At 74.2% G+C, this 17,203-nt stretch carries 17 protein-coding genes; 5 read left to right on the top strand and 12 right to left on the bottom strand.

All coding sequences use genetic code 11. The features are described from left to right. Positions 1-115: 115 nt before the first annotated feature. A complete protein-coding gene (locus ACZ7JA_RS14750; protein ID WP_470808487.1) occupies positions 116-1,369 on the bottom strand; it encodes a serine hydrolase domain-containing protein in 1,254 nt (417 codons plus the stop codon). Positions 1,370-1,538: 169 nt separating this feature from the next. Further along, the gene (locus ACZ7JA_RS14745) at positions 1,539-2,006 is read right to left on the bottom strand and encodes a hypothetical protein (RefSeq protein ID WP_389297454.1); all 468 of its coding nucleotides are present in this window, start codon (positions 2,004-2,006) and stop codon (positions 1,539-1,541) included. Between the two features lie 297 nt (positions 2,007-2,303). Between ACZ7JA_RS14745 and ACZ7JA_RS14740 the strand changes: the two genes are divergently transcribed. Then, entirely contained in the window at positions 2,304-3,653 is a 1,350-nt protein-coding gene (locus tag ACZ7JA_RS14740; RefSeq protein ID WP_470808484.1) for a transaminase, read from the top strand. 18 nt (positions 3,654-3,671) lie between these two features. Beyond that, on the top strand, positions 3,672-4,112 hold the full coding sequence (locus ACZ7JA_RS14735; protein WP_450745662.1) for an Lrp/AsnC family transcriptional regulator: 441 nt from the start codon (positions 3,672-3,674) through the stop codon (positions 4,110-4,112). 40 nt (positions 4,113-4,152) lie between these two features. Here the strand turns inward: ACZ7JA_RS14735 and ACZ7JA_RS14730 are convergent, their stop codons facing one another. From ACZ7JA_RS14730 to ACZ7JA_RS14700, 7 genes are all read right to left on the bottom strand, one after another. Further along, positions 4,153-5,259 (bottom strand): PP2C family protein-serine/threonine phosphatase, encoded by a 1,107-nt coding sequence (locus tag ACZ7JA_RS14730; protein ID WP_470808482.1) that lies wholly within the window; start codon positions 5,257-5,259, stop codon positions 4,153-4,155. 156 nt (positions 5,260-5,415) lie between these two features. Then, on the bottom strand, positions 5,416-6,306 hold the full coding sequence (locus ACZ7JA_RS14725; protein ID WP_404033014.1) for a Gfo/Idh/MocA family protein: 891 nt from the start codon (positions 6,304-6,306) through the stop codon (positions 5,416-5,418). A 35-nt stretch (positions 6,307-6,341) separates the two neighbouring features. Then, complete coding sequence (tgmB, locus tag ACZ7JA_RS14720) at positions 6,342-7,325, bottom strand: ATP-grasp ribosomal peptide maturase (protein WP_351669936.1); 984 nt, start codon at positions 7,323-7,325, stop codon at positions 6,342-6,344. Between the two features lie 16 nt (positions 7,326-7,341). Further along, a complete protein-coding gene (gene tgmA / locus ACZ7JA_RS14715) occupies positions 7,342-7,533 on the bottom strand; it encodes a putative ATP-grasp-modified RiPP (protein ID WP_014670659.1) in 192 nt (63 codons plus the stop codon). 158 nt (positions 7,534-7,691) lie between these two features. Beyond that, a complete protein-coding gene (locus ACZ7JA_RS14710) occupies positions 7,692-8,528 on the bottom strand; it encodes a fructosamine kinase family protein (RefSeq protein WP_470808555.1) in 837 nt (278 codons plus the stop codon). Between the two features lie 126 nt (positions 8,529-8,654). Further along, the gene (locus ACZ7JA_RS14705; protein ID WP_470808479.1) at positions 8,655-9,527 is read right to left on the bottom strand and encodes an SCO6745 family protein; all 873 of its coding nucleotides are present in this window, start codon (positions 9,525-9,527) and stop codon (positions 8,655-8,657) included. Between the two features lie 123 nt (positions 9,528-9,650). After that, entirely contained in the window at positions 9,651-10,652 is a 1,002-nt protein-coding gene (locus tag ACZ7JA_RS14700; protein WP_470808477.1) for a Vgb family protein, read from the bottom strand. A gap of 342 nt (positions 10,653-10,994) precedes the next feature. On the opposite strand from ACZ7JA_RS14700, the gene ACZ7JA_RS14695 reads away from it, so the two are divergent. Both ACZ7JA_RS14695 and ACZ7JA_RS14690 read left to right on the top strand, forming a co-directional pair. Beyond that, complete coding sequence (locus ACZ7JA_RS14695) at positions 10,995-11,645, top strand: hypothetical protein (RefSeq protein WP_470808475.1); 651 nt, start codon at positions 10,995-10,997, stop codon at positions 11,643-11,645. A gap of 300 nt (positions 11,646-11,945) precedes the next feature. Further along, positions 11,946-12,548 carry a class F sortase gene (locus tag ACZ7JA_RS14690; protein WP_470808473.1) on the top strand — a complete coding sequence of 201 codons (603 nt, stop codon included), beginning with the start codon at positions 11,946-11,948 and terminating at the stop codon, positions 12,546-12,548. Between the two features lie 7 nt (positions 12,549-12,555). Here ACZ7JA_RS14690 and ACZ7JA_RS14685 read toward each other — a convergent pair whose 3' ends face one another. Both ACZ7JA_RS14685 and ACZ7JA_RS14680 read right to left on the bottom strand, forming a co-directional pair. Further along, positions 12,556-13,773 carry a GDSL-type esterase/lipase family protein gene (locus ACZ7JA_RS14685; protein ID WP_470808471.1) on the bottom strand — a complete coding sequence of 406 codons (1,218 nt, stop codon included), beginning with the start codon at positions 13,771-13,773 and terminating at the stop codon, positions 12,556-12,558. 35 nt (positions 13,774-13,808) lie between these two features. Continuing rightward, entirely contained in the window at positions 13,809-14,378 is a 570-nt protein-coding gene (locus ACZ7JA_RS14680) for a TetR/AcrR family transcriptional regulator (RefSeq protein ID WP_389297471.1), read from the bottom strand. A 152-nt stretch (positions 14,379-14,530) separates the two neighbouring features. On the opposite strand from ACZ7JA_RS14680, the gene ACZ7JA_RS14675 reads away from it, so the two are divergent. Beyond that, positions 14,531-15,484 (top strand): LysR family transcriptional regulator, encoded by a 954-nt coding sequence (locus tag ACZ7JA_RS14675; RefSeq protein WP_351669916.1) that lies wholly within the window; start codon positions 14,531-14,533, stop codon positions 15,482-15,484. Positions 15,485-15,601: 117 nt separating this feature from the next. Here the strand turns inward: ACZ7JA_RS14675 and ACZ7JA_RS14670 are convergent, their stop codons facing one another. Beyond that, positions 15,602-17,056: a glyceraldehyde-3-phosphate dehydrogenase gene (locus tag ACZ7JA_RS14670; RefSeq protein WP_351669913.1), complete on the bottom strand. Its 1,455-nt coding sequence runs from the start codon at positions 17,054-17,056 to the stop codon at positions 15,602-15,604. Positions 17,057-17,203 lie beyond the last annotated feature (147 nt).

Genomic DNA, 17,203 nt, shown 5'->3' with positions numbered 1-17,203 from the left:
GGCGCGGTACCCGTCGCCGGGTCCCGCGCGTAACGTCGGCGGTCCGCGGGGCACGACCGGCACGGGGGACCGGTCGGGGCCCCGCCCCCTTCTCCGCCGGCCGGCCCGCCCCGTGTCACCGGGCGGCGGGTTCCGCCGGCAGGTCGAAGACGTGGCCGGGGGAGATGATCCTCGTGATCGCCTGCCCGAACAGGGTGCTCGGTTCCTGGTTGTCGTGGTCGATGTCGGTGTTGAGGGCCACCACGAGGGTCGTGCGGGCCTCGGGCAGATACACGGTCAGGGTCTCGTAGCCCGGCAGCGAGCCGTTGTGGCCGATCCATCCCTGCACGTCGAAGATCCCCAGCCCGTACCCGGCGCCCGGGATGGGCGTGGGCGGTGTGACGAGCCGCTGCGCCTGCGCGGCCGGGCTGATCATCCGCCGGCCGTCCGGGAAGCGGCCGGTCGCCACCGTGGGCGCCCAGGTCCGCAGGTCCCCCAGGGTGGAGACCATGGCGCCGGCCGCCCACCCCCACGACGGGTTCCAGTCGGCCGTGTCCTGCACCTTGCCGTCGGCCGTCTGGTCGGTGTAGCCCTGCGGGTGCGGGGAGGGGAACTCCGCGCCGGACGGGAACGACGTGTCGTTCATCCCGGCCGGGACGAGGATGTGCCGGTGGATGTAGTCCCCGAGGCTCTGGCCGCTCTGCTTCTCGACGACCAGGCCGAGCAGGATGAGGTTGGTGTTGCTGTAGTAGAACTTCTGCCCGGGCGGGAACATCACCGGGTGCCGGAACGCGTAGCCGAGCAACTGCTGCGGTGTGAAGGGGCGTTGCGGATCGGACGTGAGCGCCTTGAAGAAGCCGTCGTCCTCGGAGTAGTTGAACAGCCCGCTGCGCATCCCGGCCAGCTCGCGCAGGGTGATCCGGTCGCCGTTGGGCACCCCGGCGACGTATCTGCCGATCGGGTCGTCCAGAGCGGCCTTCCCCTCGTCCACCAACTGCAGCAGCGCCGTCACGGTGAACGTCTTGGTCTCACTGCCGATCCGGACGTACATGTCCGGCGTCATCGGCCGGCCGTCGCTCCTGTCGGCCACGCCGAAGGAGCGGACGTAACTGCCGCGGTCCGGCGTCCAGACGCCGACGGTCACGCCGGGCACGTTCGCCGTGCGCATCACCTGCCGCACGGCGGCGTCGAGTTCACGGGTCACGTCGGGGGTGAGGGCGCGGACGGCATTCGGTCCGGACGGGGAGGGGCTCGGCGAGGCGGCGGCGGACGCGGCGCGTACGGCGTCCTGCGCCGCCCCGGCGGGAACGCCGGTGAACGGCACCGTCAGTGTCCCCACCACGACGGCTGCCGCGGCCCCCCTGCGCAGGCGTGCGAGCGAGTGCGACATGGGCGACTCCAACCACGTGAGAGCCGGACGTGCGGTGGGCGAGACGTCGGAGCCCTGCCTGCTCAGCATAGGGGCGGGGGCCGCACCCCGCCCGTCGGCCGGGCCGCGCCGCTCTCACCGGCCGTCGCCGCCCAACTCGTCGCGGAGGGACGGTCCTCGGGGCGGTCCGCTAACGGCCGCACAGCGGAGCCGTGACCGCCAGCACGCCGTTGGCCTGCCGCAGCGCCGCTTCCAGGGTGCCCGGCGCGTGCAGCGTGCCGGAGCCGTCCGGCGGGATCAGCCACTCCAGGGAGCGGGCGGAGCGGTACGGCGGCGGTACGGCGACCCAGGACCCCTTGGTCGCGTACCGCAGACCGGCGCCGACCCAGCCGCCGGCGGGGTCGGGAGGCAGGAAGAAACCGACCCGTCCCGCGGTGGTGTCCACCAGGGCCGGGCCGGGCACGGGCAGCGCGGGCCGCCACAGCAGGTCCAGGGCCAGCAGACCGAGCCGGTCCGGCACGCTCAGCACGTCCCAGAAACGGCCCGCCTCCAGGACCGAGACGCCGTCGCCGTGATCCCACTCCCACTTGCAGGCCCGCGGATCGGCCGCCGCCGCGGCGAGCCACTCCACGCCCCGCATCCACATCGCGTTCCTCATGCACTGCTCCGGGTGATGTCGCTCGGCCGCCCGCGGCGCGGGAAACGGTCATGACCGGGCAGTCGGTGCACGCGCACGCCAACCCGGCATATGCATGCTGGTAGATATTTCTATCTGGCGGAAGGGGTGGCGCAGCCTGGCGTTTGGGGGGCGCGCTCGACGCCGTGCGCCGTGTCGACCCAGCGGCAGCGGAATCGATCGCGCCGACGACCGATTCAAGCGCCCGATCTTGTATTCGGCGCCTTTCCGGTTGTACGCTCCCACTGTTCCGTCGCCCAGCACGCACCGAGGTACTCCATGGACCGCTCGCGTCTGCACGCCCTCCTGGCCCGCGAGAGCGCCGAGGCCGAACGCCGCAACCCGCGCTCCAGGGCGGCCTACGCCGAGGCCGACCATCTCTTCGGCCGGGTGCCGATGACCTGGATGAACAAGACCGCCGGCGCCTTCCCCCGCTACCTCGCCGGGGCACGCGGCGCCCGGGTCACCGACGTGGACGGGCACGAGTACATCGACTTCTGCCTCGGCGACACCGGCGCGATGGCCGGGCACTCGCCGGCCCCGGTCGCCGAGGCGGTGCGGCACCGGTACCAGACCCTGGGCGGGGCCACCGCCATGCTGCCCACCGAGGACGCCGAGTGGGTCGGCGCCGAGCTGACCCGGCGGTTCGGGCTGGCCCGCTGGAGCTTCTCGCTGACCGCGACCGACGCCAACCGGTGGGCGATCCGGCTCGCCCGGGCCGTCACCGGCCGCCCGAAGATCCTGGTCAACAGCTACTGCTACCACGGCAGCGTCGACGAGTCGCTGATCGTCGTCGGTCCCGACGGCCGGGGCACGGACCGCCCCGGCAACGTCGGCGCGCCCTGCGACGTCACGCTGACCAGCCGGGTCGCCGAGTTCAACGACCTCGACGGGCTGGAACGCGAACTGGCCCACGGCGACGTCGCCGCCGTGCTCATGGAACCCGCGCTCACCAACATCGGCATCGTGCTGCCCGAGCCCGGCTACCTCGCCGGCGTCCGCGAGCTGACCCGGCGGCACGGCGTGCTGCTGATCAACGACGAGACCCACACCTTCTCCGCCGGACCCGGCGGCTGCACGGCAGCCTGGGGCCTGGAACCCGACCTGCTGACCATCGGCAAGGCGATCGGCGGCGGCATCCCGGCCGGCGCGTACGGCCTGTCCGCCGAGCTGGCCGACCGGCTGCTGGGCCGCGAAGACCTGGACCTGGTGGACATGGGCGGCGTCGGCGGAACCCTCGCCGGGAACGCCCTGTCGGTCGCCGCGACCCGCGCCACCCTGGAGCACGTGCTCACCGACGAGGCCTTCGCCCGCATGGCGGGCCTCTCGGAGCGCTTCGAGGCGGGCGTCCGGGCCGGTGTCGAGGCCCACCGGCTGCCCTGGTCGGTCAGCAGGCTCGGCGCCCGCACCGAGTACCGCTTCGCCGCCCCGGCGCCCCGCACCGGCACCGGGTCGGCGGCCGCCGCCGACCCGGAACTGGAGGACTTCCTGCACCTCTACCTCGCCAACCGGGGCATCCTCCTGACCCCCTTCCACAACATGGCCCTCATGTGCCCCGACACCACCGAGCAGGACGTCGACACCCACACCCAGGTCTTCGCCGCGGCCCTGGCCGAACTGGCGGACTGAGAGAGGACGGCCGCCCAGATGGACGAGACCGACCGCGCCATCCTGCGCGAACTGCAGACCGACGGCCGCATCGCCTACGCCGACCTGGGCCCCAGGGTCGGCCTGTCCGCCTCGGCGGCCCGGCAGCGACTGCAGCGCCTGCTGGACTCGAGGGCCGTCCAGGTCGTCGGCGTCACCGACCCGATGGCCATGGGCGGACAGGCGATGGCCCTGCTCGGCATCGTCGTCGACGGCGACCCGCGGACCGTCGCCGACGCGCTCGCGCAACGCCCCGAGGTGGTCTACTCGGTGCTCACCGCCGGGGGCTTCGACCTGTTCGCGGAGGTGGTCGCGCCGGGACCCAAGGAGCTGCTCGACTTCGTCAACGACGTGGTCCGGCCCGTCGAGGGCGTCCGCGAGATCCAGTCCTTCCCGTACTTCGGGATCCACACCCACCGGTTCCTCTGGGACGTCGGCTGACCGGCGCGGCGCGGCGCGTCCCCCGGCACCGGTGTGCCGGTCAGGCGTCCGGCGGCCGGGGGGTGAGCACCAGCATGGTGGCGTCGTCGCGGACCTCGTAACCGATCCGCGCCAGGTCCTCCCACACCGCGTCCGGCAGCCCGGCGGGAGCGGCCGCGGCCAGACGGCCGAGCCGGTCGGGCAGCGGGTAGAAGGACCCGGCGGCGTTCCGCGCCTCCCACACCCCGTCCGAGGCCAGCAGCAGCCGGTCGCCCGGCGCCAGGGCGAGCGTGACCTCCTTCGGCGGATCGAGACCGACCAGCCCGATGCCCAGCGGCGGGCCCGGCGTGACGGTCGCCTCCCGGGCCTGCCCGCCGTGCAGCAGCACGGGCGGCGGATGACCGCAGGCCACGACCCGGACCGCGTCGCCGTCGCCGGTGAACTCCAGCAGCACGGCGGTGGCGAACAGCTCCGTCTGGCCGTCGCCGGCCGCGTCCATGCCGAGTCTCCGGTCCATCCGGGCCGCGACCGCCTCGAGGTCAGGCTGGTCGAGGGCCGCCTCGCGGAACGCGCCGAGCAGCGACACCACCGTCGTCATCGCCGCCAGGCCGTGTCCCCGCACATCGCCCATCACCGCGCGGACACCGCCGGGCCCGTCCCGCACGTCGAAGAAGTCGCCGCCCACCAGCGTGCCGTCCTGCGCGGCCCGGTAGAAACCGGCACAGCCGATCCGGCCGACCCGCTCCGGCAGCGGTGGCATCACCGCCCGCTGCACGGCCTCCCCGATCGCCCGCTCCACGACGAGCTGGGCGTCGCGGTGGCTGCGCACGTAGGACACGAAAACGCTCAGCACGGCCACGAAGACGATGGTGAGCAGGTCCGTGTTACCGGGGCGGTTCAGATGCGTGGCCGGCACGTGGAGCACGGCGACGACCGCGCCGCCGAGCGCGGCCGTGCCCCAGGGCCCGTACGACAGCACCGCGAGCGGTGGGATCGCGCCGAGCAGGAACCCGAGGTCGCTCGCCTCCGGGGTGACGAGCGTGGCCCCGGTCACCGCCACGAGCAGCAGCACCGGCAGCACCCGCACCCACCGCGGCGGCGGCGCACCCCGCAGCCAGCCGCGATCCTCCACGTCCCGACGCGACGTCTCGCCACGCACCCGAGTCACGTTCCCACGCTACGCCGCCTCCGGGGCCCTCACCTCCCTCCGCGGCCCCCGGACCGGGCGGCCGGGCCCATCGCCGCGCTGCCCGCCCGCTGACCTCCGACTAGCCCCCGTGGCCACCGGCGGGCCGCTGGGTGGGTGCCGGTCGGCCTGGTTGGCCTAATCGGCCGAGTGGCCGGCCAGGCGGGCCTCGGCAGCGGCGAGGATCTCGGTGATGCGCAGGCCGAAGGCGGCGTCACACGGATGGGGGCGGCCGGTGCGGGCCGCGGTGCGCAGGGCGTCGGCGGCCCGGGCGAGAGCGGGGACCGCGCCCTCGGAGCTCCTCGGCAGTACCGCGGTTCCCGCCTCGCCGCGCAGCTCGAGGTCGGCCCCGGCCGCCGCCGGCGGGGCCGTCAGGCTCACGGTGAGCGTGCTCGAAGCGCCGGTGGCGTGGTCCAGGACCAGGTGCACGGTGTCGGCGGGGCCGTGCGCGGCGGCCGCCACCCGCCGGACGTCGCCGAGCACCGGCAGCAGCAGGGACAGCGCATGCGGTCCCACGTCCCACAGCGCGCCCTTCTCCCGCCGCCAGGGGGAGTGGGCGAACGGGCTGTCACCGGTGAACACCGCCCCCAGCCACTGCGCCCGCGCCGTGAACCAGCCCGCCGTGGCGGCCTGCTCCTCGACCCACGCCTCCGGCTCCTTCTGGAACCGGGTGGTGAGGAAGACCACGGAGGCCACCTGGGCCCGTTCCACCGCCTCGACGACGGCCCGCCCCTCGGCCACCCCCACTGCCAGCGGCTTGTCCAGCAGCAGATGACGGCCCGCCCGCGCGGCCCGCACCGCCAGCTCCGCCTGCACGGACGGCGGCAGGGCCAGCGCGACCGCGTCCACGTCGGCGAGCAGCGCGTCGACGTCGTCGTACGCCCGCACCCCGTACCGCGCCGCAAGCTCGGCGGCCGCCTCCGGGCGGCGGCCCCACACCCCGGCGAAGTCCAGGCCGGGGTGCCCGGCGAGGGCGGGGGCGTGGGCCGCCTGGGCCCACGGGCCCGTCCCCAGCAGTCCGATGCGCATGTGGTCCTCCTCTGTCCGGACCGGAGCCGACGGCGTCACGGCGCCGTGTCCCGGTCGTCACCCGCGTCCGGCGCCGCCGGCTCTCCGTCGCCCGCCAGCCACCGTGCGATGGTCTCCGCGATCGGCTGCCCGGTGTCCATCTCGACGAAGCCGAACTGGCCCGACTGGTTGCACTCCAGGAACCACCAGATCCCGTCCGCGTCCTCCGCGAAGTCGAAGGCGCCGTAGGCGAGTCCGGCTTCCTTCATGTAGCGGAGGACGGCCTCGGCGACGCGCGGCGGCACCTGGTCCGGGAGCCAGGGCGAGACCGACGGCGCGAAGCGCACGTCCACGTCGTCGGGGTGGCCGTCGGGATCGGCCGGCTTGCGCGCGGCGAGCAGCCGGTCGCCGACGACGGTGAGCCGGATGTCGGCCCGCTTCGGTATCCGCCGCTGCAGCAGCGTCGGGCCGAAGGCCACGGCGGAGAAGTCCGCGTCCGGCGCGACCCGGCTGGTGGGCACCGCACGCGGCGGCTCCTGCGGATGCGCGCCGGAGACCGGCTTGACCACCAGGTCCGGGAACCGCTCGGCGAACTCCCGGGCCGCCTGCGGGAACGTCGTGATCAGCGTCGCGGGCACGGGGAGGCCGCTGTCCTGCGCCAGCCTCAACTGCCAGGGCTTGTGCCGGGCGCGGCGCGCCGCGTCCGGATGGTTCATCCAGCGTGCCCCCGTGGAGCGCAGCATGCCGTACAGCGCCTGGGCGGACTCCTCGGTGAGCCAGGCGGACGGCTGGGCGGCGCGGGCGGCCGCTTCGCCCGGCCTGCGCACCCAGACGGAGCGCAGGCCGTCCATGCTCACCAGGCGCCCGCCGACGGACAGATGCCCGCGGCAGGCGCCGTGCACGAACTCGCCCGACAGGGCTACCCCGTTGGTGAGATCGGCGGGGTCCAGCCGGACCACGGGCACACCGGTCCGGCGCAGCCGGAGCACCACCATGTCCGCCGTCACGTCCTCTTCACTGGTCAGGATGAGCACGGTCATCTTCCGTGGGCCCGCGTCAGTCGTCGAAGTGCGTCTTGGAGCCGGCCGTCGAGGTCGTCGTCCCCAACGCTCTCAGCGTGGCGTGGTCGGTGGCGGCGATCCGCCCGTCCGGGAGGACGTTCAACTGCAGTCCGGAGTCGTACGCGTACGGTGCGGTGACGTCCAACTGCACAGCGGGGCGCGCGTAGTTGAGCGTGAACGGTTGCATGGGTCTCTCCCTGATTCGGCTTTCACGTCCTTATACGAATCGAACGGGTGATTGGTTTCCTTACGCTCCGTAACCATGGTCGGAAGCAAGGCCGTTCGGAGGCGTCAGGTACTAGGACGCCGACGGAGGCCGCGAGGCTGCGCGCGGTCGCGGCGGATTCATCCGGACAGGGCTCCGCGTGCCGCGGCCACGGCCCGTTCCGTGTATCCGCGTCCGAACAGCACCACGTGCACCAGCAGCGGGAAGAGCTGGTGCAGACCGACCCGGTCCCGCCAGCCGTCCGCCAGGGGCGCGGCCTCGGTGTAGCCGGCCAGCACCCGGTCCAGCAGGGGGCAGCCGAAGAGCCGGAGCATCGCCAGGTCGGTCTCGCGGTGCCCGCCGTGCGCGGCCGGGTCGATGAGCCGCACCTCCCCGTCCGCGCCCCAGAGCACGTTGCCGTTCCACAGGTCGCCGTGCAGCCGGGCGGGCGGCTCGGCCGGCCCCGCGAGGTCCGGCAGCCGGGCGCAGACCCGCTCGATCGGGGCGGCCTCCGCGGGCCGCAGGGCGCCGGCGTCGACGGCGGCCCGCAGATACGGCAGCACCCGGTGCTCGGAGTACCACGTGGGCCAGTCGGCCGCCGGCGCGTTGCGCATGGGGGCGGCGCCGATGTACGCCGCCTCGGGCCCGCCGGGCGGCGGCGCGCCGAACGCGGGCGCCCCGGCGGCGTGCAGGGCGGCGAGGGCGTGGCCGAAACGCAGCGCCGCCGTGCCGTCCGGCCGCCCGGTCGGCACCCGCTCGATGACCATCCACCGCTCGTCGTGGCCGAGCACCGCCGGCACCCGCACCGCGTCCGCCGTGCCCAGCCAGCGCAGACCGGCCACCTCGGCGCGCACCGCGCCCGGGGCGTCGCCGCGCTTGACCATCACCACCGTGCCGCCTTCGAGCGTCACTTCGGCCGGCGCCCCGGACGGCGCCCGCGCGGCCGTGACCCGGCGCCCGGTGAGCCGGGACGCCACCCGCCCTGGTTCCTCGTCTCGATCGACCACGGCCTCAGCGTACGACCCGCGGATGAGCCCTTTCTGAGGACGCTTCGGCCGTTCTCTCATCCGGCTACGGCCGGATCCGGGCAGGCCCGGCGGCCGTCACCGCGCCGCGGGCTCCCGCGGGGGGAGCCCCACCGGATTGCCGGGCGGCAGCAGCCCCGACTCCCGGACGGCGCGGGCGAGCGGGTCCAGCAGCGCGGCCAGACGTGCGGTGCGCTCCGCGCCCAGCGCGTGCCACGGCCGCCCGGCCGCCTCGTCGGTCCGCCGCTCGACCAGTGCCCGGCCCGCCACGCCGGCGCGGGTCAGCGCGCCGTGCGCGTCCAGGAACCCGCGCTCGCGCAGGGCCCGCTCGGCCGCCGTCCAGTCCTCCTGCTCCCACTTCCGGGTCTCCCGCAGGAACGCCCCGTCCGACTCGCCGGCGGCCGCCTTGAGCACCATGGCCTCCAACGGGCCGATCCCCAGGCTCACCAGCACCGCGACATGCCCGTCGCCCCGGTGCTCCCGCAGCGTCGTCACCGCCTGCCACAGCCGCGCGGCCGCTCTCCCGGGCCGCTCCAGCGCCTGGTTGGCCGCGGCAAGCACCCGGCCATTGGTGTCCGCCGCTGCCGCGGCCTCCCACGCGAGGTCGGCCGCCTCGGCGAACCGCTCGGACCGCGCCGTCTCCGCCCCGAACAGGCGGGTCATCGCCGCGTCCACGGCCTCCGCGCGGGCCGCCAGCACCTGTGCGGGAGACGCGTGACTCCAGGCGTCGGGGAGCGCGCGGGCGACCCGGGCGGGATGGAAGACGTAGAAGGAACTCGTCACCACGCTCGGGGACACCGGTCCCAACGGGGCGGCGCGCAGCGCGAAGTAGCCCATCCAGTACCCGCGCATCCCGAGCCCGTCCGCCGCCTGCCGCGCCTCGGGCGCGAAGTACACCAGATCGTGCAAGGGCTCGAACAGCTCCCACATGTCCCGCGCCGTCGCGTCCACCACAGCGTCCTCCCGCCACCTCGCCCCACCGGCCCCCGGCCGGCCGCCGGCCGTCGAACAGCCTGCTCTATGACGCCGGTCATAACAAGAGGCTCCGGTGTGCCCGCGGATCACGTCACGGGCTCAGCGCGGCACGGCCCGGACCCGCCCCACGGCGTTGCCGAGCAGTTCGGTGAACCACACGCCCCCGTCGGGACCCGCGGTGAGACGGAACGGCACGGCGTCGCCGCCGTCCGGCACCGGGAAGGAGGTGATCGCGCCGCCCGCGTCGATCCGCCCGATCCGGCCCGCCTGGTCGGCGTACCACACCCGGCCGTCGGGCCCGCGTGCGATGCCGGCCGGGACGCTGTCCGGATCGGGCGGCCGGAACCCGGTGACGTGGCCCGAGGAGTCGATCCGGCCGATCGGGTGCGGGCCGGACATGGTGAACCACATGCCGCCGGGCCCGGCGACGATCGCGTCGGGGAAGGCCCCGCCGGGAGGCAGCCCGAACTCGGTGATCCGCCCGTCGACGCCGATCCGCCCGATCCTGCCGCCGGCCGGTTCCGTGAACCACAACGCGCCGTCGGCGCCCGCCGCGATGGAGCGGACGGCGGCGTCCGGGGTCGGCACCGGATACTCGGTGACGCGGCCGGACGTGGTGATCCGGCCGATCCTGTCGGCGTGCTGCTCGGTGAACCACAGGGCGCCGTCCGGCCCGGCCGCGATCCCGGCCGGGAAGCCGTCCGGCGTCGGGACCCGGAACTCCGTGAGCCGGCCGGAGGTGGTGAGGCGCCCGATCCGGTTGGCCCTGCCCTCGGTGAACCACAGCGCCCGGTCGGGACCGGCCGTGATGTCGAGAGGCAGGCTGTCCGGCCCGGAGGCGGGGAAGTCCGTGACCTCGCCCTCGGCGCTGACCCGTCCGATACGGCCGGCCCCCGACCCCGCGAACCACAGCGCCCCGTCCGGGCCGGTGGTGATGCCGGCGGGCAGCGTGCCGGCCGTGGTGGTGATCGGATGCACCGTCACATCGCCCACGTCCGCCCCGGCCGGCGCGGCCACCGCGGCGACCCCGATCAGGCCGCCGAGCGAGGCCGCGAGCAGGCGCCGGACCGGACGCCGGCCGCCCGTGGTCGCGCGGGTCATGGAGCGGCTCCCTCCTCGGCGGGCCGGGGAACGGTCACTCCGCCGTGATGTGATGCGCCGTCGGATTCCCCTCAAGCCTGCCACCGCCGCCCCGCGGCCGGATCGGCCCGGACGGGGGACACCCGTGCCGGGGTCCGGCCGGAGCGCGCGGCCGGGTGACGCGCACTGCCCCGGACGGAGGGTGCCCCGGCGTGTCGCTGGGACAGACGGGTGGCGCGATGACCCGGCTGGGCCGCCCGGATGGTGCGCCGTCACGGCCTGACTGACGGTGGTTCATGTCGAGACCGGGTCCATTCAGCTGATGACGTATCCGCTGCCCGGCCACGGCGGAAGGACACCGATATGCGCTCTGCCCGCATTCTTCTCGCCACGGCGGCCGCCTCCGCCGCCCTGGCCTTCGCCACGCCCGCTGCGGCTTTCGCCGCGCCGGCCGCGGACGGCGGAGGCCGGGACGACTCCTCGTACAGCAAGGAGCACGACAGCGACTCCGACAGCGGTTACGACAAGGGTTCCGGCCGGGACCACGACAAGGGCTCAGGCAAGGACCACGACAACGACTACAGCAGCGAGGACGACGGCGGCCGCAGCCACGACGGTCCGCGCGGCGGAATGCACACGGGCGGCGGTGCGCTCGCCGCGGTCCGCGGCGGCGACGACTGGGGCTCCGGCGGCGACAGCAGGTTCGACCCCGAGACCTACCGGGACAAGGAAAAGGGCGGCGGCAAGGAAGGCGGGGGCGGCAAGGAGGGCGGCGGCAAGGAGGACGGCGGCCGGGACGGCGGCGGGAAGGACGACTGGGGCGGCAAGGACAGCGGAGGAGGCAAGGACGACTGGGGCGGCGGCGACCACGACAAGCCGCGCGGCGGCATGCACACCGGCGGCGGCGGCCTCGCCTCTCCCGGCATCACCGCGGGCGGTCTGGCGGTGCTCGCCGTAGGCGCCACCGGCATGTACGCGCTGCGCCGCAAGAAGGCCGTCGAGCCGGCGTCCTGACCGGCCCCCTCTTCTCTCAGGGCCGCGTACGCCGCCGGTGTCCCCGCGCCGGCGGCGCCGCGCCCTGAAAGAGCCCGACGCCTGTGCTGCCGTGCCCGAGTGAGGTGATGTCCGATGGCAGCAGTTCCCTCTTCCCCGGACCCCTCTTCCCCGAGTACCTCCTCGCCGGGCCCTTCCTCCGGCCCCGGTTCTCCCGCCTCCGGGTCTGCCGGCCCCTCGGCCCCGGCCTCCGCCGAACGGGCGCAGGACGCGCAGAACGCCGGTCGCGGCGGGCGCCTGACGCTGTGGGGCGTAGCGATCGTGTTCATCGCCGTCAGCCTGTTCGGCGGCCATCGCGGCGACGGCGACGCCCCGCAGGCGCCCGGCGGCACGACGGTGAGCGCCGGAACACCGGCCGGCACCGAGCAGCCCGGCACGGACGGGTCCGGCACGGATGAGGCGGAGCGGTCGCTGCCCCCTGCCACGCCGACCCGCCTGGTCATCCCGAAGATCTCCGTGGACGCCCCCTTCACCCCCCTCTCGCTCGCCTCCACCGGGCAGCTCCAGCCGCCGCCGGCGGCCGACACCAACCTCGTCGGCTGGTACGCCGACGGCGTCACGCCCGGGGAGAAGGGCACGGCGATCATCGCCGGTCATGTGGACACGGTCACGTCGGCGGCCGTCTTCGCCAACCTCTACGAGCTCGGGCGCGGCGACCGGTTCACCGTGGACCGGGCCGACGGGCGGAAGGCGGAGTTCGTCGTGGACGACACCGAGACCTTCGCCAAGGACGCGTTCCCCAGCGACCGGGTGTACGCCGACGCCGACCGCCCCGAGGTCCGGCTCATCACCTGCGCCGGGGACTACGACCACACGGTGCGGGACTACACCGACAACCTGGTCGTCTTCGCCCACCTGGTGTGAGGGGCTGTCAGCCGGCGCCGGTCAGCCCGTCAGCCGATCGGCCGGTCCGGCGTCCGAGCGGGCCGCCCGGGGCGAGGGCGAGCGAGGCGAAGCGCTCGCCGATCCGCCGGTGCGCGGCGGCGTCCGGGTGCAGCCCGTCGGGCAGCGGCAGTTCGGCGAAGTCGGCCTCCCCGTACAGCTCACGGCCGTCGAGGTAGTGCAGCAGCGGGTCCTCGGCGGCCCGTTCCCGCACGATCCGGGCCAGCTCCGCCCGGACGACGCCCAGGGTGAGCTTGCCCCGCGCGACCTCCGCCGGGTCCCCGGCGGCCCGGAACCGCAGCTGTCCGGAGCTCAGGGCGGACAGGTCCGGCATGCTCGGGCCCGGGGTGTCCTCGTGGATGGGGCACAGGATCGGCGAGACCACGAGCAGCGGTGTGCCGGGGTGGCCCTCCCGGACGGTGTCGAGGAAGCCGTGGACGGCCGGCCCCAGGGCGCGCAGACGCATCAGGTCCGTGTTGACCAGGTTGATGCCGAGTTTCACGCTGATCAGGTCGGCGGGCGTGTCGCGCAGCGCGCGTGCGGTGAAGGGGTCGAGCAGGGCGCTGCCGCCGAGGCCCAGGTTGATCAGCTCCACCCCGCCGAGCGAGGCGGCCAGCGCCGGCCACGTGGTGGTGGGGCTCGCGGCGTCGGAGCCGTGGCTGATCGAGCTTCCGTGATGGAGCCACACCGCGCGGCCCCGGTCGGGCGCCGGTTCGACGGGTGCGTCGGTGCGCAGCGCGACCAGCTCGGTGGTCTCGTTGTGCGGCAGCCATATCTCGACGTCCTTGACGCGGTCCTCGAGGCCGGTGAAACGCACGGTTGCGACCGGGCCGGGCCGGTGCTCGGCGGTGCCGGCGACCATGTCGATCGTCAGGGTGTTGCCGCCGGCGGCGACGGCACGGCCGGCCGGGCGCCCGTCCACGAGCAGGTCGTACACGCCGTCCGGGCGCGGTGGCGCTCCGGTGTGGACGCGCTTGGTGGGCAGGGTGTCGAGTTCGACGGCGGTGGCACGGGTGCGCAGCACCAGCCGTACGCCGGAGGGCTGGGACTCCGCCATCCGCAGCTGCGGATCGGCGCACTGGGCCCGAGCCCGGGCGGGCAGCCGGTGCGGCAGCAGTCCGTGCTCGGTGCGTTCGAGGTCGAGGGCGCCGCGCACGAGGCCGGCGGTCAGCGGGGTGGTGATCCAGTCGGACGGGGTGGAGGGCATCGGAAGGAGCCTGTCGTATCGGGGGTTCGGGGAGTTCAGCGAGCCGGCCACTCGCGCAGCAGCGTGTCGAGGGCGTCGAGGATCCGGGTCCACGACTCCTGGGAGTCGGGGGCGCTGTGGCTGAAGCCGCCGGCCGCCTCCAGATCGACGTAGCCGTGGAACACGCTGCCGAGCAGCCGGACGGCGTGGGTCTGGTCGGGTTCGGCCAGGTCGTAGCCGCGCAGGATCGCCCGGGTCATCTGCGCGTGCCGGCCGCCCGCACTCGCGGCGGCCGTCTCCGGGTCGAGCCGGAACCGCGCCGCCTGATAGCGGCCGGGGTGCTCACGGGCGTAGTCGCGGTAGGCGTCCGCGAAGGCGCGCAGAGCGTCGATCCCGGCCCGGCCGGCCAGGGCCTCGGCGGCCCGGTCGGCGAGTTCCTCGAGCGCGAGCAGCGCGATGCGGGTCTTCAGGTCCTGGGAGCTCTTCAGGTGCGAGTACAGGCTGGCCACCTTGACGTCGAAGCGCCGGGCCAGCGCCGACACGGTCACCTGCTCGAAGCCGGCCTCGTCGGCCAGCTCGGCCCCCGCCCGGACCAGACGCTCCGTGGTCAGACCTGCGCGCACCATCAGCTTCCTCCTCTTCGGCTTCATGCATTATGCGTTTACCTAAATGCTTTAGGCAAGTGCGAAAAGGTGATAGGGAGTGTCGGCATGCTGCCGCAGGGTGGACAATCGTGCGGGGCTCGTGCGAGCCGGACCGAGGAGACGGGGAGTGGGCGATGGAGCTTGAGCTCCGGCACCTGCGGGTGCTGTGCGCGATCGCGGACGCGGGCGGCGTGGGCCGCGCCGCCGCGCAGCTCGGCTACTCGCAGCCCGCCGTCAGCACCCAGCTCCGGCGCATCGAACGCCATCTCGGCGAGCCGCTCTTCGAGCGCGGCGCGAGCGGGGCACGGCCCACCCCGTACGGCGCCGAGGTCGTCGCCCAGGCCCGGGACGTCCTGGCCCGCGCCGACGCCATCGGCCACCGGCCGCCCGCCGCCCGTCCGGGCCGCACCCTGCGCGTGGCCGCGACCAACTCGCCCATGCTCTCGGGCGCCGTCTCCCGCGTCCGCGCCCGTCTTCCGGATCTGTCCGTCGCCGTGACCAGCGTCTACGCCTCTTCGAGGATCGTGGAGCTGCTGGAGGAGGGCGCGGTGGACGCGGCCATCGCCGCCGACTACCCGGGCCGGGAACTGGCGCACTCGCCCGCCGTGCGCCACCGCGGCATCGTCACCGAGCCGACGTTCGTCGCCCTGCCCGCCCGCCACCGGCTGCGCCAGAGCGCCCAGGTGCAGCTCTCGGACCTGGCCGAGGACCCGTGGTTCGTCACCCCGGACGACGGCGCCGGCTGGCCCGCCGTGTTCTACGACGCGTGCGCCGCGGCCGGCTTCACCCCCGTCACCGTGCACGAGTTCCTCGGCGACCAGACGCAGCTCCAGAGCATGATCGCCGACGGGCTGGGCGTGTCCCTGGTCCAGCCCACCCTGCGCCCGATCCCGCACGTCGCGGTGCGGCCGCTGGCCGGCTCGCCGCTGTGGTGCCGCTATGTGCTGGCCTGGCGGCCCGACGCGGTCGGTGACGACGTCGTGGAGGCGCTGATGCAGTCGGCCACCGGCGCGTACCGCGAACTGGTCGCCGGGGCACCGCACTTGAGGGCGTGGGCCGCGCGCACCTGGAGCGTCGCCGGGGCGTGACCGGCTCCTCGGGGGGCGTCCGCGCCCGGCCGCGGCAGGCCCGGCCGCGGGCGGCGAGCACGACGGCCGCCGACCGGGCTTCCGGTCGGCGGCCGTCGTGTGACCGGCGCTACGGCGTCAGACGGCCGTCGCCGGGTACGTCGGGTACTCCACGCCCGAGACGTGCTGGACGACCCGGACGACCTGGCAGGAGTAGCCGAACTCGTTGTCGTACCAGAGGTAGAGGATGGCGTTGTCCCCCTCCACCTTGAGGGCGCCGGCGTCCACGATCGACGCGTGGCGCGATCCGATGAAGTCGCTGGAGACCGCGTCGGGCGCCGTGGTGAAGTCGATCTGGCGCTTGAGCGGCGAGGTCAGCGACACGTTCCGCAGGTAGTCGTGCACGTCCTCGCGGGTGGTCTCGCGGGCCAGCTGCAGATTGAGGATCGCGATCGAGACGTCCGGTACGGGCACGCGGATCGAGCTGCCGGTGATCGGCGCCTTGAGGTCGGGCAGCGCCTTCGCCACGGCCGAGGCGGCGCCGGTCTCGGTGATCACCATGTTGAGCGGCGCGGAGCGGCCGCGGCGCTCGGCCTTGTGGTAGTTGTCCAGCAGGTTCTGGTCGTTGGTGAACGAGTGCACGGTCTCCACGTGGCCGCGCAGCACGCCGTACTCGTCGTCCATGGCCTTCAGCGGCGGGACGATCGCGTTGGTGGTGCAGGAGGCGCAGGACAGGATCCGCTCGTCCGGCTTGATCGTGTCGTGGTTGACGCCGTGCACGATGTTCGGGACGTCGCCCTTGCCGGGCGCGGTCAGCACGACCTTGTCGATGCCGGGGCGCAGGTGCTCCGACAGGCCCGCGCGGTCGCGCCACTTGCCGGTGTTGTCGATGAGGATGGCGTCCCGGATGCCGTACTCGGTGTAGTCGATGTGCGACGGGTCGTCGGCGTAGATCACCTTGATCGCGTTGCCGTTGGCCACGATCGTGCTGCTGTCCTCGTCCACCGTGATGGTGCCCTGGAACTGGCCGTGGATGGAGTCGCGGCGCAGCAGCGAGGCGCGCTTGACGAGGTCCTCGGCGGCACGGCCACCGCCGCCGCGGACCACGATGGCGCGCAGCCGCAGGCCGTTGCCCGAGCCGGCCTTCTCGATCAGCAGCCGGGCGACGAGGCGGCCGATGCGGCCGAAGCCGTAGAGGACGACGTCGCGCGGCTCGCGGCGCTCGATCTTGTCGGCGCCGGTGGCGCCGGCGACGGCCTCCGCGGTGAACTCCGCCACGCTCAGGCCGCGGTCGTCGGCCTTGTAGGTGGCGGCCAGCATGCCGAGGTCGATCTGGGAGGGCCCGAGGTCGAGGGTGGTCAGGGCCTGGAGGAACGGCATGGTCTCGGTGACCGACAGCTCCTCACCGGCGATCTGCCGGGCGAAGCGGTGCGTCTTCAGGATGCTGACCACCGACTTGTTCACCAGGGAGCGGCTGTGCAGCAGGACGGTCACGTCCCGCTCGCGGTGCAGCTTTCCGATGATCGGGATCATGGACTCCGCTATTTCCTCGCGGTGCATCCAGTTGGTGAACGAGTCGTCGTTGACAGTCACAGATCTATCTTTCGAGCTAGGCAGCGCTCATATGGTAACCACACCCTACTTCGATCTTTCCGAGGGTCTCCGGCAGGGGGCTCCCGCCCGTTCCTGAATCAGGGTGGAAGACGCCCGGAAAGGCGGGTCGCGCGTTGCGCGCCCGTA

It is taken from the genome of Streptomyces sp. NPDC038135, from assembly GCF_055601245.1.
Note: the sequence above shows the minus strand (reverse complement) of the source record. Positions and strands in the feature narration are given on the sequence as shown.

Bases quoted from the DNA above. Each gene is read 5' to 3' on its own strand.
- ACZ7JA_RS14750 (WP_470808487.1), bottom strand. From the start codon at position 1,369: ATGTCGCACTCGCTCGCACGCCTGCGCAGGGGGGCCGCGGCAGCCGTC.
- ACZ7JA_RS14745 (WP_389297454.1), bottom strand. From the start codon at position 2,006: ATGAGGAACGCGATGTGGATGCGGGGCGTGGAGTGGCTCGCCGCGGCG.
- ACZ7JA_RS14740 (WP_470808484.1), top strand. From the start codon at position 2,304: ATGGACCGCTCGCGTCTGCACGCCCTCCTGGCCCGCGAGAGCGCCGAG.
- ACZ7JA_RS14735 (WP_450745662.1), top strand. From the start codon at position 3,672: ATGGACGAGACCGACCGCGCCATCCTGCGCGAACTGCAGACCGACGGC.
- ACZ7JA_RS14725 (WP_404033014.1), bottom strand. From the start codon at position 6,306: ATGCGCATCGGACTGCTGGGGACGGGCCCGTGGGCCCAGGCGGCCCAC.
- tgmB (WP_351669936.1), bottom strand. From the start codon at position 7,325: ATGACCGTGCTCATCCTGACCAGTGAAGAGGACGTGACGGCGGACATG.
- tgmA (WP_014670659.1), bottom strand. From the start codon at position 7,533: ATGCAACCGTTCACGCTCAACTACGCGCGCCCCGCTGTGCAGTTGGAC.
- ACZ7JA_RS14700 (WP_470808477.1), bottom strand. From the start codon at position 10,652: ATGACCCGCGCGACCACGGGCGGCCGGCGTCCGGTCCGGCGCCTGCTC.
- ACZ7JA_RS14695 (WP_470808475.1), top strand. From the start codon at position 10,995: ATGCGCTCTGCCCGCATTCTTCTCGCCACGGCGGCCGCCTCCGCCGCC.
- ACZ7JA_RS14685 (WP_470808471.1), bottom strand. From the start codon at position 13,773: ATGCCCTCCACCCCGTCCGACTGGATCACCACCCCGCTGACCGCCGGC.
- ACZ7JA_RS14680 (WP_389297471.1), bottom strand. From the start codon at position 14,378: ATGGTGCGCGCAGGTCTGACCACGGAGCGTCTGGTCCGGGCGGGGGCC.
- ACZ7JA_RS14675 (WP_351669916.1), top strand. From the start codon at position 14,531: ATGGAGCTTGAGCTCCGGCACCTGCGGGTGCTGTGCGCGATCGCGGAC.